This window comes from Cecembia sp., assembly GCF_007126775.1.
Taxonomy (GTDB): Bacteria; Bacteroidota; Bacteroidia; order Cytophagales; family Cyclobacteriaceae; genus Cecembia.
This window is the reverse complement of record NZ_SLAP01000123.1, coordinates 36,670-50,931: the sequence shown is the minus strand read 5'-3', so window position 1 is coordinate 50,931 and position 14,262 is coordinate 36,670. Positions and strand designations below refer to the sequence as shown.

Annotated in this window: 19 protein-coding genes; all 19 read right to left on the bottom strand. The window is 41.1% G+C overall.

Features of this window, described 5'->3' with window-relative positions:
- Positions 1-76 precede the first annotated feature (76 nt).
- The 19 genes from QZT73_RS08615 to rpsN all read right to left on the bottom strand — a co-directional run bounded on the left by QZT73_RS08615 (position 77) and on the right by rpsN (position 14,262).
- Positions 77-3,277 carry a S41 family peptidase gene (locus QZT73_RS08615; protein WP_291787643.1) on the bottom strand — a complete coding sequence of 1,067 codons (3,201 nt, stop codon included), beginning with the start codon at positions 3,275-3,277 and terminating at the stop codon, positions 77-79.
- Between the two features lie 164 nt (positions 3,278-3,441).
- Positions 3,442-4,722, bottom strand: a complete 1,281-nt coding sequence (gene eno, locus QZT73_RS08610) for a phosphopyruvate hydratase (protein WP_291780597.1) — start codon at positions 4,720-4,722, stop codon at positions 3,442-3,444.
- Between the two features lie 24 nt (positions 4,723-4,746).
- Complete coding sequence (carA, locus tag QZT73_RS08605; RefSeq protein ID WP_291780594.1) at positions 4,747-5,841, bottom strand: glutamine-hydrolyzing carbamoyl-phosphate synthase small subunit; 1,095 nt, start codon at positions 5,839-5,841, stop codon at positions 4,747-4,749.
- 128 nt (positions 5,842-5,969) lie between these two features.
- Complete coding sequence (rplQ, locus tag QZT73_RS08600; RefSeq protein ID WP_291780589.1) at positions 5,970-6,542, bottom strand: 50S ribosomal protein L17; 573 nt, start codon at positions 6,540-6,542, stop codon at positions 5,970-5,972.
- A gap of 5 nt (positions 6,543-6,547) precedes the next feature.
- Positions 6,548-7,537, bottom strand: coding sequence for a DNA-directed RNA polymerase subunit alpha (locus QZT73_RS08595; RefSeq protein ID WP_291780586.1), 990 nt, complete (start codon positions 7,535-7,537; stop codon positions 6,548-6,550).
- 31 nt (positions 7,538-7,568) lie between these two features.
- Positions 7,569-8,171 carry a 30S ribosomal protein S4 gene (gene rpsD / locus QZT73_RS08590; protein WP_291780583.1) on the bottom strand — a complete coding sequence of 201 codons (603 nt, stop codon included), beginning with the start codon at positions 8,169-8,171 and terminating at the stop codon, positions 7,569-7,571.
- Positions 8,172-8,191: 20 nt separating this feature from the next.
- The gene (gene rpsK / locus QZT73_RS08585) at positions 8,192-8,590 is read right to left on the bottom strand and encodes a 30S ribosomal protein S11 (protein ID WP_009034192.1); all 399 of its coding nucleotides are present in this window, start codon (positions 8,588-8,590) and stop codon (positions 8,192-8,194) included.
- Between the two features lie 15 nt (positions 8,591-8,605).
- Positions 8,606-8,983 carry a 30S ribosomal protein S13 gene (gene rpsM, locus QZT73_RS08580; protein WP_291780579.1) on the bottom strand — a complete coding sequence of 126 codons (378 nt, stop codon included), beginning with the start codon at positions 8,981-8,983 and terminating at the stop codon, positions 8,606-8,608.
- A gap of 5 nt (positions 8,984-8,988) precedes the next feature.
- Positions 8,989-9,105, bottom strand: a complete 117-nt coding sequence (rpmJ, locus tag QZT73_RS08575) for a 50S ribosomal protein L36 (RefSeq protein ID WP_009034194.1) — start codon at positions 9,103-9,105, stop codon at positions 8,989-8,991.
- Positions 9,106-9,111: 6 nt separating this feature from the next.
- Entirely contained in the window at positions 9,112-9,330 is a 219-nt protein-coding gene (infA, locus tag QZT73_RS08570) for a translation initiation factor IF-1 (RefSeq protein ID WP_219290765.1), read from the bottom strand.
- A 2-nt stretch (positions 9,331-9,332) separates the two neighbouring features.
- Positions 9,333-10,106 (bottom strand): type I methionyl aminopeptidase, encoded by a 774-nt coding sequence (gene map / locus QZT73_RS08565; RefSeq protein ID WP_291780571.1) that lies wholly within the window; start codon positions 10,104-10,106, stop codon positions 9,333-9,335.
- On the bottom strand, positions 10,103-11,425 hold the full coding sequence (secY, locus tag QZT73_RS08560) for a preprotein translocase subunit SecY (RefSeq protein WP_291780568.1): 1,323 nt from the start codon (positions 11,423-11,425) through the stop codon (positions 10,103-10,105). The genes map and secY overlap by 4 nt, the downstream gene beginning before the upstream one ends.
- A 4-nt stretch (positions 11,426-11,429) precedes the next feature.
- Positions 11,430-11,876, bottom strand: coding sequence for a 50S ribosomal protein L15 (gene rplO / locus QZT73_RS08555; RefSeq protein ID WP_291780565.1), 447 nt, complete (start codon positions 11,874-11,876; stop codon positions 11,430-11,432).
- Positions 11,877-11,878: 2 nt separating this feature from the next.
- A complete protein-coding gene (rpmD, locus tag QZT73_RS08550) occupies positions 11,879-12,058 on the bottom strand; it encodes a 50S ribosomal protein L30 (protein ID WP_009183363.1) in 180 nt (59 codons plus the stop codon).
- Between the two features lie 4 nt (positions 12,059-12,062).
- Complete coding sequence (rpsE, locus tag QZT73_RS08545) at positions 12,063-12,581, bottom strand: 30S ribosomal protein S5 (protein ID WP_291780560.1); 519 nt, start codon at positions 12,579-12,581, stop codon at positions 12,063-12,065.
- 8 nt (positions 12,582-12,589) lie between these two features.
- Positions 12,590-12,940, bottom strand: coding sequence for a 50S ribosomal protein L18 (gene rplR / locus QZT73_RS08540; RefSeq protein ID WP_291780556.1), 351 nt, complete (start codon positions 12,938-12,940; stop codon positions 12,590-12,592).
- Positions 12,941-12,945: 5 nt separating this feature from the next.
- Positions 12,946-13,503, bottom strand: a complete 558-nt coding sequence (gene rplF, locus QZT73_RS08535; RefSeq protein ID WP_291780553.1) for a 50S ribosomal protein L6 — start codon at positions 13,501-13,503, stop codon at positions 12,946-12,948.
- 9 nt (positions 13,504-13,512) lie between these two features.
- Entirely contained in the window at positions 13,513-13,908 is a 396-nt protein-coding gene (rpsH, locus tag QZT73_RS08530; RefSeq protein ID WP_291780550.1) for a 30S ribosomal protein S8, read from the bottom strand.
- 84 nt (positions 13,909-13,992) lie between these two features.
- Positions 13,993-14,262: a 30S ribosomal protein S14 gene (rpsN, locus tag QZT73_RS08525; RefSeq protein WP_009183368.1), complete on the bottom strand. Its 270-nt coding sequence runs from the start codon at positions 14,260-14,262 to the stop codon at positions 13,993-13,995.

Sequence of the window (14,262 nt, the reverse complement as noted above, 5' to 3'; positions counted from 1 at the left end):
GTGATTGCATCCACAGAAATAAGTAAGCTATCCTGAAATTCAGGATAGCTTTTTCACTAATCTAATCTTATCTATTTCATTTGATTTCAATCAACAGCTCCTTCACTGCTGCTTCTATCTGCGCATCTTTACCATAAAGTATTTCCTCAAAAGGCGTGGCTACCTGAATATCTGGCTCTAATTGCAAATTTTCTAATGGTCTGTCTTCCTCAATGCCATAAAAGGCAATCATTGGAATCCCAAACACGATAGTCGGATCTATTTGTGTCTCCCACCATACCGCTGTACTGGTCCCTGGTACCGGCATACCAATCAGTTTGCCAATTCCTTTGGCGCGGTAAGCATATGGGAAAGCATGGGCGTCGGAATAATTGCTTTCACTCATCAAAACCACAGAGGGTCTTGACCACTTGTCCCTAGGCTCCCCGCCTCTGGCAATAAAACCATAGGGTCTGAAAGTTGCGTAAGGCTTACCATCCAGAAAAGTGGAAAGGTCCTCATGCAACCAACCCCCTCCATTGAAGCGTGTATCCACAATCAAAGCTTCCTTGTCCGCATTTTTACCCAAAACCTCATCATAAACCGTACGGAAGCTATTGTCATTCATTCCCCGAACATGTACATAACCAAGCCTCCCATCACTCAATTCCTCTACCATCGCCCGCATAGTTTCTACCCATCTCTTGTACAAAAGGTTATTTTCTTCCCCTTGGGAAATCGGTTTCACTGTCTCTTCCCAACGCGTATTTGTTTTCGGATCGTAAAATGACAATAACACATTTTTATCCGCCTTTCGGTTGAGTGTCATGTTCCAATCGATATCGGTACCCAAAGCAATTCCATCAATTTTCTCAATTACATGGCCTTCTCTAACTTTACTACCTGCTTTATCCAATGGACCACCCTTGATGACTTCCTTGATAAGCAGTCCTTCGTCCATAGAGCTCTCGTCGTAAAACAATCCCAAAGAAGCAGTCTGATCACCATTTTCCGGCCGGTGGGAGTACCTCCCCCCAGTATGGGAACCATTCAATTCGCCAAGGATTTCGCTCAATAGTTCCTGAAAATCATAATTATTGTTGACATGAGGTAAAAATCTGGCATAGGCTTGCCTATACATCTCCCAATCAACACCATGTAGTTCCGGGTCATAGAATTTCTTTTGAACCTGCCTCCATGCATGATGGAAGATGTATTCCCGCTCTGCTGCGGCATCTAGTACCATTTCCTCACTGATTCCTATATTGGAAAGCTTTCCATTTCCTGTTTCTATTTTGGATAGTCTGCCATTGGCCAAAACGAACAAGTTTTTCCCCTCCTTATCCAATTTCACTGTACCTGGACCTGAATTGGTCCTGGCCAATGATTTCAATTCCTTTGTACGGGTATCCAGAGACCATACATCATATTTATCTTCAAAACTGGCCATAAAATACACTTTGTCCCCATCTGGAGACATATCGAAAGAGGATAAATTCAAAGATCCTGGAGTCAATCGCAATTTACGGTTCTCAATATCACTGAGATCAAATACCAGAGGTTCCTTCTCTTTATCCTTTTCAGCATCTTCTTTCTCACCTTCTTTTAGCAACTCGTATTCATCTTTGCTCAACCTGAACCTATCAAATGCTGCCTGATCAAAGAATAAAGCATAAATATCAAGCTCTCTTGCACCTTGTAAGGCCAAAGGCTTCTTCCCATCTTTATCATTGGCCCAGATCAAAGCCTTTCCATTCATTGCAAACTGACCCCTACCATCTGAAAAACCACTATTTGTCAAATTCACATATTCTTTATTTCCAGCAGCATCATACAATACCATATGGCTGGCGCCATAGAGACCAAGAGAATTTCTGGCTACAAGCCACTTACTGTCCGGACTCCATGTAAAATCCTGATCTCCGTCGCTATAAGAGAAATTCTCTCCTGAAGGAATGATGGTCCTGGAAGTTTTATTTGCCAAATTGAACACTTTCAAAATGTTGCGTTCTTCCAAGTATGCGATTTCTTTACCGTCAGGCGAAACTACTGGCTGAAACTCATCTTTGTCAGTAGCGATCACAGGTTCCTCCCTGATCAGTGTAGCTGCAAAGAAATAGGGCTCTGCTGCTCTCATGATAGATGCCTGATAAATGTCCCAACTCTCCCCTCTTTCTGTAGAATAATACAAGGTCCTTCCATCTTTCCCCCAGCTTACCATGCGTTCCTGGGCAGGTGTGTTGGTGACCCTTTTGGTCATATTGTTATCCACAGAGGTAACAAAAACTTCTCCTCTGAAGACAAAAGCAATTTCTTTTCCATTTGGAGACAGGGCCATTTCGGTAGCACCGCCACTCACAGAAACAATACGCTGATCCTTACCACTGAAATCTGCAAAAATTTCCACCTTTACTTTTTGTGGTTCCTGCCCCGGACTCAAAGTATAGAGTTCTCCATTCCATGAAAAACTCAGAACATCTGTATTGGATTGGCTCAGATGTCTTACTGGATGGTCTTGGAAGCTGGTCAATTGTTGCTCTTGGCCAGTCTCTAGGTTTCTTTTGAATATATTCTGCGAACCTTTTTTCTCACTCAAATAAAACACAGACTGCCCGTCAGCAGAAAATAGTGGCTCCCTGTCCTCTCCTTCGAAATCGCTGATTTGTTCGTAAGTATTTTCCTTTATATCAAAAACCCAAATGTCCCGGGTCACAGAAGAGGTATGGTGCTTTCTCCACTCATCTTCATAACCCTTTCTGTCCTGAAAAACGATCCTACTTCCGGAGGGATCATAACTGGCAGATTGAAAGCCTGCAGTGGAAAGCAATACACTTCTCCCTCCTTCTACAGGTACCCTATACAATTTTCCAAAAAGGCCCTTATTTGGGAACCTTACCGAACTGTATAGGTCATTTCTTGGGGAGGAAAAAACTACATTCTTTCCGTCCGGGGTGAAATCCCAAGGCAGATCATTCCCTGAATGATAAGTCAACCGATTGGCTTTCCCTCCATTGGAAGGAATAATGAAAACATCAAAATTACCAAACCTGTCACTGGCAAAAGCTATTTGCTTTCCGTCCGGGCTCCATACTGGCATAAAATCATGCGCATCATGCAGAGTAAGGGGCACAGCAGTCCCTCCCATAGCATTGACTTTAAAGATATCCCCTTTATAGCTGAATACAATCTCTTTGCCATCAGGGGAAATGGCCGGGTAGCGTATCCAAAGGGGTTCTACTTGCGCCTTAATGCTTGTACTAAGCAAAAAAAGCACAAAAAACATCCAAATATTTCTCATAAATTGTTGATTTAGTTTCAGGGGAAAGATAAAAAAATGAAAGGAATTACACGAATGAAAATACCTTGGTTGGCCGTAGAATCATTTGACAACAAATTCTTTGACTCCAAAAGAATAAAAAAAGGTGGCCAAATTGGCCACCTTACTTAAGTTTTAATGAATTTTTACTTCTTGTTGGGGAATATGGAAGAATCTCCTAATTGCTCTTCAATTCTCAACAATTGGTTGTATTTCGCCATTCTGTCTGATCTGGAAGCAGAACCTGTTTTGATCTGTCCGCAATTGGTGGCCACTGCAAGGTCAGCGATAGTAGAGTCTTCTGTCTCACCGGACCTGTGGGACATGACGCAAGTCCAACCCGCCTTATGTGCCATAGCGATGGTATTCAATGTTTCAGTCAAGGTTCCGATCTGATTCACTTTAATCAATATGGAGTTGGCAGATTTTTCTTTGATCCCTCTTTCCAAAAACTTGACATTGGTCACCAATAGATCATCGCCAACCAATTGAATTTTATCACCAATTTTGGCATTAAGCATAGCCCATCCATCCCAATCATCCTCAGCAAAACCATCTTCTATGGAATCAATGGGATATTTTTCTGTAAGATCAGCCAAGTATGCGACTTGCTCTTCTCTGCTTCTTACTTTCCCGGTAGGACCCTCAAATTTGCTGTAATCGTATTTTCCATCTTTGAAAAACTCAGAAGCCGCACAATCCAAAGCTATGGTCACCTCTTCTCCAGCTTTGTAGCCGGCATTCTTGATGGCGTCCAGAATACATCCTAATGCTTCTTCAGTTCCACCAGAGAAGTTAGGAGCGAAACCACCCTCATCACCTACCGCCGTACTTAAGTTCTTATCATGAAGGATCTTTTTAAGGTGGTGGAAAATTTCACAGCCCATTCGGATAGCTTCTGTAAAATTAGCTGCTCCTACTGGCCTTACCATAAACTCCTGGAAAGCTATAGGTGCATCAGAGTGAGAACCGCCATTGATGATATTCATCATGGGAACGGGAAGCGTATTGGCATTGACACCGCCTACATATCGGTAGAGGGGTTGCCCTGCCTCCATAGCTGCTGCTTTGGCGACAGCCAGCGAAACACCCAAAATGGCATTGGCTCCCAATTTACTTTTATTAGCCGTTCCATCCAGGTCGATCATGATCTGGTCAATGGTGTTTTGTTCGAATATATCCATGCCCAACAATTCAGGGGCAATCACATCATTCACATTGGAAACCGCTTTTAATACTCCTTTTCCAAGGTATTTGGATTTATCGCCATCACGAAGCTCCACCGCTTCGTTTGCACCTGTAGATGCACCACTAGGTACTGCAGCACGGCCAAAGGCACCGTTTTCGGTTACCACATCTACCTCAATGGTAGGGTTCCCTCTGGAGTCCAAAATTTGTCTGGCGTGAATGGATTGAATCAAAGTCATAATTGTTAAGGTTTAAGAGTATAATTATTTCTGCATTAAAGATATAAAATCATCGAATAAATACCTCGAATCGTGTGGCCCAGGAGAAGATTCTGGGTGGTATTGTACGGAAAAAGCGGGTTTGTTTTTCAATTTAATCCCGGCAACAGTATTGTCATTGAGATGAACATGGGTAATTTCTACCTGTTCGCTTTTTTCAACATCCTCTCTTTTGACCACAAAACCGTGGTTTTGGGAAGTAATTTCACTTTTCCCTGTAAGGATATTTTTGATAGGATGGTTAAGCCCTCTGTGGCCATGGTGCATCTTGTATGTAGATACTCCACAGGATTCAGCCAAAATCTGATGTCCCAAACAAATCCCAAATACTGGTTTATTGGTAGCAAGGATATCCTTGGTCGTTTTGACAGCATAGTCCATGACTGCAGGATCTCCCGGGCCATTGGACAAGAAATATCCATCAGGATTCCATGCCGCCATTTCATCTAAAGTCGTTTTGGCAGGAAACACTTTACAATAAACTCCACGCTCTGCAAGGCTGCGAAGAATATTCAATTTAATTCCAAAGTCCAAACAGGCTACCTTATAAGGTGCATCTTCTTCTCCGAAATAAAAGGGTTCCTTGGTACAGACCTTGGATGAGAGTTCCAGGCCATCCATATCAGGAACAAGGTTTAATTGTGCCTTTAATCCTGCTAGGTCATCCTCATATTCTGAACTGATGATGGCATTCATTGCTCCTTTGGAACGAATATGCCTAACTAACATACGTGTATCGATATCTGCAATACCCGTGATACCATATTGGACAAGATAGTCCTGAAGAGAACCACTGGCATCAAGCCGGCTGAATCCCTCAGAAAAGCTATTGACCACGATTCCGGAAATGCTTGGATGATCTGATTCTACTTCCGTGTCTATCACTCCATAATTACCGATATGAGATGTAGTAGTCACTACAATCTGTCCTGTATAGGAAGGATCCGTATAAATTTCTTGGTATCCGGTCATACCTGTATTGAAACATATCTCACCACCGTTTGTACCTGGACTGCCAATAAGTGTACCTTTAAAAAGAGTACCGTCTGCAAGAAGAAGGGTTGCTTTTTGTTTATTCATGGTTTTTATATGAACTCGTCAAAGTTAAGGAATTTTGATGTTTCTGTCTTCGTAAAATCAAAAGGATATAAAAAAAGGGATTGAACCAAAGTTCAACCCCTTTTATATTTTGAAATATCCAACATAAATTATTCGCCGGATTTTTCTTCTTTCTTGTCATCAGCAGCAGGCGTATCATCCGCCTTTGCTTCCGGTGTTTCCTTTACTTCAGCAGCAGGTGTTTCATCAGCCTTAACTTCTGTTGTTTCCTGTGAACCCGCAGCGGGAGTTGCTTTTCCTGCACCACCTCTTCTACTTCTTCTAGTGGTCTTCTTGGCTGGCTTGGCTTCTTTCAACATCAATTCGTTGAAATCTACCAATTCGATGATACACATTTCAGCATTATCCCCAAGACGGAATCCTGTTTTGATAATTCTGGTGTATCCTCCTGCTCTGCTACCTACTTTCTCTACTACTTCACCAAATAAGGCCTTAATTCCTTCTTTGTTCTGTAGGTAGGAAAAAGCCACCCTTCTGTTGTGGGTAGTATCTTCTTTTGCCCTTGTAATCAAAGGCTCTACATATTTTTTAAGCTCCTTGGCCTTGGCAAGCGTAGTAGAAATACGCTTGTGAAGAATCAGGGAAGTAGCCATATTGGAAAGCATGGCCTTCCTGTGACTGGCTGTCCTGCCAAGGTGATTGAATTTCTTACCGTGTCTCATTTTATTTATTCTTCATCAAGTTTATACTTAGACAAATCCATTCCGAAGGTCAAGCCTTTTTCTTGGATCAACTGCTCCAGTTCAGCAAGGGATTTTTTTCCAAAGTTTCTGAATTTCATCATGTCAGAAATTTCCAACTTGGCCAAATCACCCAATGTCTTCACATCTGCAGCTTTCAAACAGTTGAACGCACGTACAGAAAGATCGAGATCCCCGAGAGGAGTTTTCAAAAGCTTTCTCATGTGCAAAAACTCTTCATCTATAGGCTCAGGCTCTGAAATACCACCTGTGTCCAATACCATGGTTTGATCAGAAAATAACATGAAATGTTGGATCAGGATCTTTGCAGATTCCTGCAACGCTTTCTCAGGGTGAATGGAACCATCAGTCGTAACTTCTATAATCAATTTTTCAAAGTCAGTCTTTTGTTCTACCCTTGTATTTTCTACGCTATACTTGACGTTCTTGATTGGCGTAAAGATAGCATCAATAGGAATTACCCCAAATACCTGTTCTTTTGGCTTGGATTCCTCTGCTGGAAGATAGCCTCTGCCTTTTTCGACCGTCAATTCTATTTCAAAACTCTTGGTTTCGTCGAGGTGGCAAATAATCAATTCCGGATTCAAAACCTCGTAGGAAGAGGTGAACTTGGCGATATCCCCAGCTGTAAAAACTGACTGATTTTTAAGTTCAACAGTGATTTTTCCATCAATGGAATCATGCAACTTTTTGAGCCTAACCTGCTTCAGGTTAAGGATAATATCAGTCACGTCTTCAACAACACCCTCGATAGTGGAAAATTCATGGACCACTCCCGGTAGTTTCACAGAAGTGATGGCATAACCTTCAAGTGAGGATAATAAAATCCTTCTCAAAGCATTACCAATAGTAACCCCGTAGCCCTTTTCAAGTGGCTTGAAGGTGAAAAGGCCGTGGAAGTCATCGGCTTTTTCCATCACCACTTTCTCGGGCATTTGAAACGCTAATATGGACATATCAATAGTTCTATTTAAGTCTGAAAGTTAATTATTTAGAGTAGAGTTCGACAATCAGTTGTTCCTTGATATTCTCAGGAATGTCATCCCGTGTGGGAACTGATACAAACTTACCTGCTAAAGAGGTGTTATCCCACTCTATCCAAGGATAACGGTTACTTTTTCCGGCCAAACTATTGGTGATGGCTTCCAAAGATTTCGAACGCTCCCTTACACTTACCATATCACCTGGCTTTAAGGTATAAGAAGGAATATTGACTAACTCCCCATTGACAAGGATATGTTTATGGGAAACCAACTGTCTGGCGCCTCTTCTGGTAGGTGCAATTCCCATTCTGTAAACCGTGTTGTCCAATCTGGACTCCAACAATTGCAGAAGGTTTTCACCTGTGATACCTTGTTTTCTTGAAGCAATTCCAAACATTTTAGCGAATTGTCTTTCCAATACACCGTAGATGTATTTTGCTTTTTGCTTCTCAGCAAGCTGAATTGCATATTCAGACTGCTTTTTTCTTCTTCCCCTTCCATGTTGGCCAGGAGGGTAGTTCTTTTTCTGGAGAGCTTTGCTGTATCCTTCGATAGGCTCACCGAATCTTCTGGCGATTTTTGCCTTTGGACCTGTATATCTTGCCATTCTATATCTTCTTTAAGAAATTAAACTCTTCTACGTTTTGGAGGACGACAGCCGTTATGAGGAAGCGGCGTCACATCGATGATCGTAGTTACATCTAAACCAACATTTTGTAAGGTTCTGATAGCAGATTCACGTCCTGCCCCAGGTCCTTTTACAAAAACCTCAATTTTTCTCAATCCCAGATCGTACGCAACTTGTCCACAGTTTTGGGCAGCCATTTGCGCAGCATAAGGTGTATTTTTCTTTGAACCTCTGAATCCCATTTTACCGGCAGAAGCCCAAGAAATCACCTGACCAGAATTATTGGTAATAGAGATGATGATGTTATTAAAGGAAGCTTTGATATGGGCCTGGCCTACCGCTTCTACTTTAACTACTCTTTTTTTACCTTTAGCTTTATCGTTTCTTTTCTGAGCCATAATCTAATTCAAGATTTATTTAGTTGCCTTCTTTTTATTAGCAACAGTCTTTCTCTTACCTTTTCTAGTTCTAGCGTTGTTTTTGGTTTTTTGACCCCTTACAGGAAGTCCTTTTCTGTGTCTCAAACCTCTGTAACAACCGATATCCATCAATCTTTTGATGTTCAACTGAATTTCTGATTTCAGTGCACCTTCTGTTCTGTACTCCGCAGAAATAATGTTACGGATAGCGGTAGATTCATCATCATCCCACTCACCTACTTTTTTATCGAAAGAAATACTTGCCTTTTCCAGGATCGCCCTGGCAGAACTTTTACCTATACCGAAGATATAAGTTAGGCCTATTTCACCACGTTTGTTGTCTGGTATGTCAACACCTGCAATTCTTGCCATAATGATTAACCTTGTCTTTGTTTAAACTTAGGATTCTTTTTATTGATGACGTAAAGCTTACCTTTTCTCCTGATAACTTTACAGTCAACGCTTCTCTTCTTGATTGATGCCTTAACTTTCATGACATTTTATTTATATCTGTAAACGATTCTACCTTTTGTCAGATCGTAAGGTGACAATTCCAGTTTCACTTTGTCACCAGGAAGGATCTTGATGTAATTCATTCTCATTTTACCCGAAATATGAGCAATCAATTGATGCCCATTCTCAAGTTCCACTTTAAACATTGCATTAGACAATGCTTCCACAATCGTACCATCTTGTTCTATAGATGTCTGCTTTGCCATATTTAGAATTTAAAATTTTCTTCTATGTACTGGTGCGTAGTCAATATTTCGGTTCTGTCCTCAAAGATGGCTACAGTATGCTCATAGTGCGCCGAGGGTTTTCTATCCGCAGTACGGATCGTCCAACCATCTCTTTCCTGAACAATATTTCTGGTTCCTAAGTTGACCATAGGCTCGATGGCAATTACCAGACCATCTTTCATCAAAACACCACTTCCTCTTTTTCCATAATTCGGGACTTCAGGAGCTTCATGAAGATTCCTGCCCAAACCATGACCAACCAGCTCGCGAACAACAGTGTAACCCTTTGCTTCTACAAACTTTTGAATGGCATTGCCTATGTCACCAATACGATTTCCAAAAATAGCTTTCTCAATACCTAAATAAAGAGATTCTTTTGTTGCATGAAGCAATGATAATACTTGGGGGGAGACTTCACCGACAGGGTAAGTATAAGCACAATCGCTATGAAAACCTTGGTGAAAGACTCCACAATCCACTGAGATTATATCGCCATCTTTCAATACATAATCACTAGGGAAACCATGAACCACCACCTCGTTAACGGAGATACAGAGTGATGCAGGGAAACCGTTGTAACCTTTAAAAGAAGGTACACCGTCATTATCTCTGATGTACTCTTCTGCTATTTTGTCCAGGAAGGATGTCTTTACACCTTCTTTAATATATTTTGCTACTTCACCGTGAGCTTTACCTAATATCTGCGCGCTTTCTTTGATCTTTAGAACTTCCTCAGAAGTCTTATAATGAATCATATTGCAGCTGCATAATTTGAAGGATTGTTTTTCATGTTGCCACTTTTCATCATTCCTTCGTAATGTCTCATCAATAGGTAACTTTCAATTTGTCTAAGGGTATCCATAATAACCCCCACCATAATCAGCAAGGAAGTACCTCCATAGAACTGGGCAAACTCTCCTCCAACACCTGCCAATATCGCAAAGGCTGGAAGAATTGCCACCACTGACAACAGGATGGACCCAGGCAATGTAATCCTGGATATGATATTATCAATGAAATCTGAAGTAGGTGCACCCGGTTTTATTCCCGGTACAAATCCTCCATTTCTTTTCAGATCTTCAGCGATTTGTTCTGGGTTTACAGTAATAGCTGTATAGAAGAAAGTGAAAAGAATAATCATGATGGCAAATACCAAATTGTACTGCCAAGATGTAAAGTCACTGAATGTGCTTCCAATGTAATTGGCAATGTCATTGTCTTCAGACCATATCTGTGCAATAAGTGCCGGTAAGAACATCAATGACTGTGCAAAGATGATCGGCATTACACCCGAAGCGTTCACTTTAATCGGTATATACTGACGCTGACCACCATACACCTTTCCACCCACTACCTGCTTGGCATATTGAACAGGAATTCTTCTAGTTGCTTCTGTCAGGGCTACTGTTCCCAATACTACGAAGAACAATACCGCGGCTTCAAGCAACAATAAGAGCATTCCTGAAGTACCTTTTGATAACACTTCTGCAATGATTGCTCCAGGAAATCTAGAAATGATACCGATCATGATCAGCATGGAAATACCATTACCGATTCCCTTTTCAGTAATCTTTTCACCCAACCACATACAAAACATGGTTCCCGCAGAAAGCAGTACCAATGAACTGAACATAAACAAAGAAGTGCTTACCATAACAGCCCCGGTCGGCAATATAGTGGCCGTAATATAACCAATACCCTGTGCAACCGTAATGGCAATCGTGAGCACCCTTGTGATTTGATTGATTCTTTTCCTTCCGGATTCTCCCTCTTTTTGTAATTTCTGAAAGTAGGGTACACCAACAGTTAATAACTGCAACACGATGGAAGCAGATATATATGGCATGATCCCCAAACCGAAGATGGATGCATTGCTAAAAGCACCACCTAGAAATGTGTCAATCAGGCCAAAGATACCTTCTGGTGCATCTCCCAATTTAGAAGGATCTACACCTGGTAGTACGATAAAAGACCCTAATCTGAATACAACCAGAAAACCGATTGTATTCAGGATACGGATCCTCAAATCTTCAATAGAAAAGATATTCTTAACTGTTGAGATAAACTTTTTCATCTAATTAAAGCTTGTTTACTGTTCCGCCAACTTTTTCTATTGCTTCTACAGCTGAAGCTGAGAAAGAGTGGACACTTACATTTAATTTGGCTGTAAGTTCGCCACTACCCAAGACTTTTACAACATCCTTTCTAGAAACTAGACCATGGTTAACCAAAGTTTCCATAGTAATCGTCTCTAAATTATGCTGCGCAGCCAAATCTTGAAGCACGTTCAAGTTGATGGGTTTGTAAACTACTTTGTTTAAGTTTTTGAACCCAAACTTAGGAACCCTTCTTTGAAGAGGCATTTGACCACCTTCAAATCCAAGCTTTGTTTTATAACCAGATCTGGATTTGGCGCCTTTATGGCCTCTGGTAGAAGTACCACCTCTACCTGAGCCTTGGCCCCTACCTATTCTTTTTCTGGATTTTATCGAACCTTCAGCAGGTTTAAGTGTATGTAATTTCATAATTAAGCTTCCTCCACTTTTACAAGGTGACTTACTTTTCTTACCATACCAGCGATTGCAGGGTTGTTTTCAACCTCCACAGTCCTGTTGATTTTACCAAGTCCCAAAGCGATAATCGTTGCCTTTTGATCCTTAGGTCTTTTAATGGTGCTTTTAACCTGAGTTATTTTGATCTTCGCCATCTTCTTATCCGTTAAAAACTTTTGACATTTTCACACCGCGTTGCTGACTGACAGCAATTGCATCCCTCAACTGTACCAGTGCATCAATAGTCGCTTTTACCACGTTGTGTGGATTAGAAGATCCTTTTGACTTGGCCAATACATCTGTAACACCGGCACTCTCAAGAACGGCACGCATCGCACCACCTGCAATTACTCCTGTACCAGGTGCTGCTGGTTTGATCAATACAAATCCGCCTCCATACTTGCCAAGTTGGTCATGTGGAATGGTTCCTTTCAAAATCGGTACCCTTACCAAATTTTTCTTCGCATCTTCAATGCCTTTGGTAATGGCGTCAGTTACTTCGTTTGCTTTTCCCAAACCATAACCTACAACTCCGTTGCCGTCACCAACAACCACAATTGCAGAAAAAGAAAATCTTCTACCACCCTTTACTACCTTAGCAACACGGTTGATAGCTACTACTTTCTCTTTTAATTCTGTATCTGTTGCCCTAATGGGTTTTCTTCTTAACTGAGACATAATATCTATTAAAATTTAAGGCCACCTTCCCTTGCGCCTTCGGCAAGAGCTTTAACATTACCATGATAAATGTATCCACTTCTATCGAAAACGACTTCAGTGACACCTTTCGTTGCAGCTCTTTCCGCAAGCTTCTTACCAACTTCCTTGGACAAAGAAACAGTGATATTCTTAGCTGTTCCAATTTCTTTGGAGGAGGCATGGGCAAGGGTATGACCCTTAAGGTCATCTACCAGCTGTGCGTATATACCAGTATTGCTTTTAAATACTGACAAACGAGGTCTAGAATCAGTACCGGAGATTTTTCTTCGGATACTTTTTTTGATTCTGAGTCTTCTTAGATTCTTATTAAAAGCCATTTTTATTATTTTTTACTAGCAGTTTTACCAGCCTTACGTCTAACAATTTCACCAACAAAACGTACACCTTTGCCTTTGTAAGGCTCAACTTTACGAAGAGACTTTATTTTTGCGGCAACTTGGCCTACCAATTCCTTATCTATACCTTCCAAAGTAACCAAAGGGTTTTTACCTTTTGGAGTCTCGGTTTTCAATGAAATTGAATCCGGTAAAGCAAAGAAAATGTTGTGAGAATAACCTAAAGAAAGTTCTAATACCTGACCTTGGTTAGACGCCTTATAACCTACACCGACCAATTCAAGTTCTTTTTTGTATCCCTCAGATACTCCGATCACCATGTTGTTGACCAAAGAACGGTAAAGGCCGTGCAATGACTTATGTCTTTTAGAGTCTGTGGGTCTATCAAGGACAATTTGATTGCCCTCCACCTTCACAGCAATGTCGGGATTCACATCCCTCACTAACGTACCTTTGGGACCTTTAACAGTAACAACATTGTGTGTTGTCACGTCTACAGTAACACCCGCTGGCAGATCTATTGGTTTTTTACCTATTCTTGACATAACGGTTTTTTAATATACGAAGCAAAGTACCTCTCCGCCAATTCCTTCAACTCTGGCTTCCTTATCGGTCATTACACCTTTGGAAGTGGAAAGAATGGCAATCCCCAAGCCATTGATGACTCTTGGTAGATCTTCGTGTTTTACATACTTTCTCAAACCTGGCTTACTAATTCTTGACAGGCTAACGATGGCATTTTGCTTGGTAGATGGATTATATTTCAATGCAATTTTGATGGAACCTTGAGGCCCATTTTCCTCAAATTTGTAATTTTGAATATATCCCTTATCATGAAGCACCTTCGTGATATCCTTCTTGATGTTAGAAGCAGGTATCTCAACGATTCTGTGAGAAGCCTTGATGGCGTTTCTCAATCTTGTTAGATAATCAGCTATTGGATCAGTCATATTTATATAAGTCTAACTACACTCCCCATTTCGGGCGTGCAAAGTTACACAATGATTTTTAGAATAAAAACTCTTGCTTGTATTTTACCAGCTAGACTTGGTTACACCCGGTATTTTACCGGCAGATGCCATTTCTCTGAAGGTAACCCTGTTGATACCAAACTTCCTCATATATCCCTTAGGACGACCTGTCAATTTACATCTATTGTGCAATCTCACGGGTGAAGAGTTTTTTGGTAGTTTGTCCAAAGCCTCAAAGTCACCTGCAGCTTTCAGTTCCGCTCTTTTTTTAGCATACTTCGCTACAAGCCTTTCTCTTTTTCTCTCACGAGCTTTTAATGACTCTCTTGCCAT